The following is a 905-nucleotide window of genomic DNA, read 5'->3' as shown; positions in this document are numbered from 1 at the left end:
GAATTAAATCCTCTTTATTCCACGTTTCCCATCTTTGATCATCGTCTTTCATGGGCACTTCATCATAAGGAAAGGTTACTCTCCCTAAATAAAAACAAAAATCCCCCGCTTTTCGTAACGACCGCATGCGGTCATACTCTGCCTGAATCATCTTTTTCAGTTCACTTTTGTTATAACAGCCACTTAAAGACGTTGCGGCAGCTATCGCTATTAATAGCGTCGCTAGCTTTTGTAATTTTTTCATGCTTTTTCCTTAAAGATCATAAGAATAACTTAATAATATCGGTTTATTTTCAATAGGATTGCCATTTTTATCTTGTGTTGTTCGCCCATGATGCCAATACTTTAGCTTATAATAAATCTGCACCTTACCTTCCCGCATTATAAAAAATTCGCCCACTTTATATAATATTTCGTAATAACCTAATTTTTGCTTTGTCTTTTTATCTATCGCCTCATTATAAGCTTCCACTCTTCCAACTCGGTTTTTTATAAATTCTTTTTTAAATTCCGTAATCGCTAAAGGCTCCCCTCTCTGCACAAAAAAACTATCTTTATCTGGCTGTTGCAGTAAGGTGATGATAGGATATTTTTTACCATTAGCCACCGATAGCGTAACAATCCCATAGGCGCCGTTAGCACTTTTTTGGGCAATACGCACTGTGCCCTCAAAATCACTGACGTCTGCATCATATTTTGGAAATTTCATCACAATATACAGTGCCCGCATCGCTTGCTTAATGCCAATAACGCCCCCTCGCCCTTGGTTGCTCACATGGCGTCTCGCTTTCCCTGATTGATGTATGGGTAGCGAGGGGTAGAGGTAGGATTCTCTTTCTATCTCTATATTGGCTTTAACGCCCATCATCGCGATTAAGTAGTCATTACCCGAATGCGCCATACCC

Annotated in this window: 2 protein-coding genes; both read right to left on the bottom strand. The window is 39.4% G+C overall.

What is annotated here, in order from left to right; genetic code table 11:
* Positions 1 to 244: hypothetical protein (locus O970_RS08940; protein ID WP_133459362.1), on the bottom strand; the 244-nt coding region annotated here is incomplete at its 3' end.
* 9 nt (positions 245 to 253) lie between these two features.
* On the bottom strand, positions 254 to 905 hold a 652-nt coding region (locus O970_RS09950), incomplete at its 5' end, for a hypothetical protein (protein WP_166667106.1).

Origin of the sequence: Candidatus Schmidhempelia bombi str. Bimp, from assembly GCF_000471645.3 — a bacterium.
GTDB lineage: Bacteria > Pseudomonadota > Gammaproteobacteria > Enterobacterales > Orbaceae > Utexia > Utexia bombi.
This window is presented reverse-complemented; position numbering and strand designations above follow the sequence as displayed.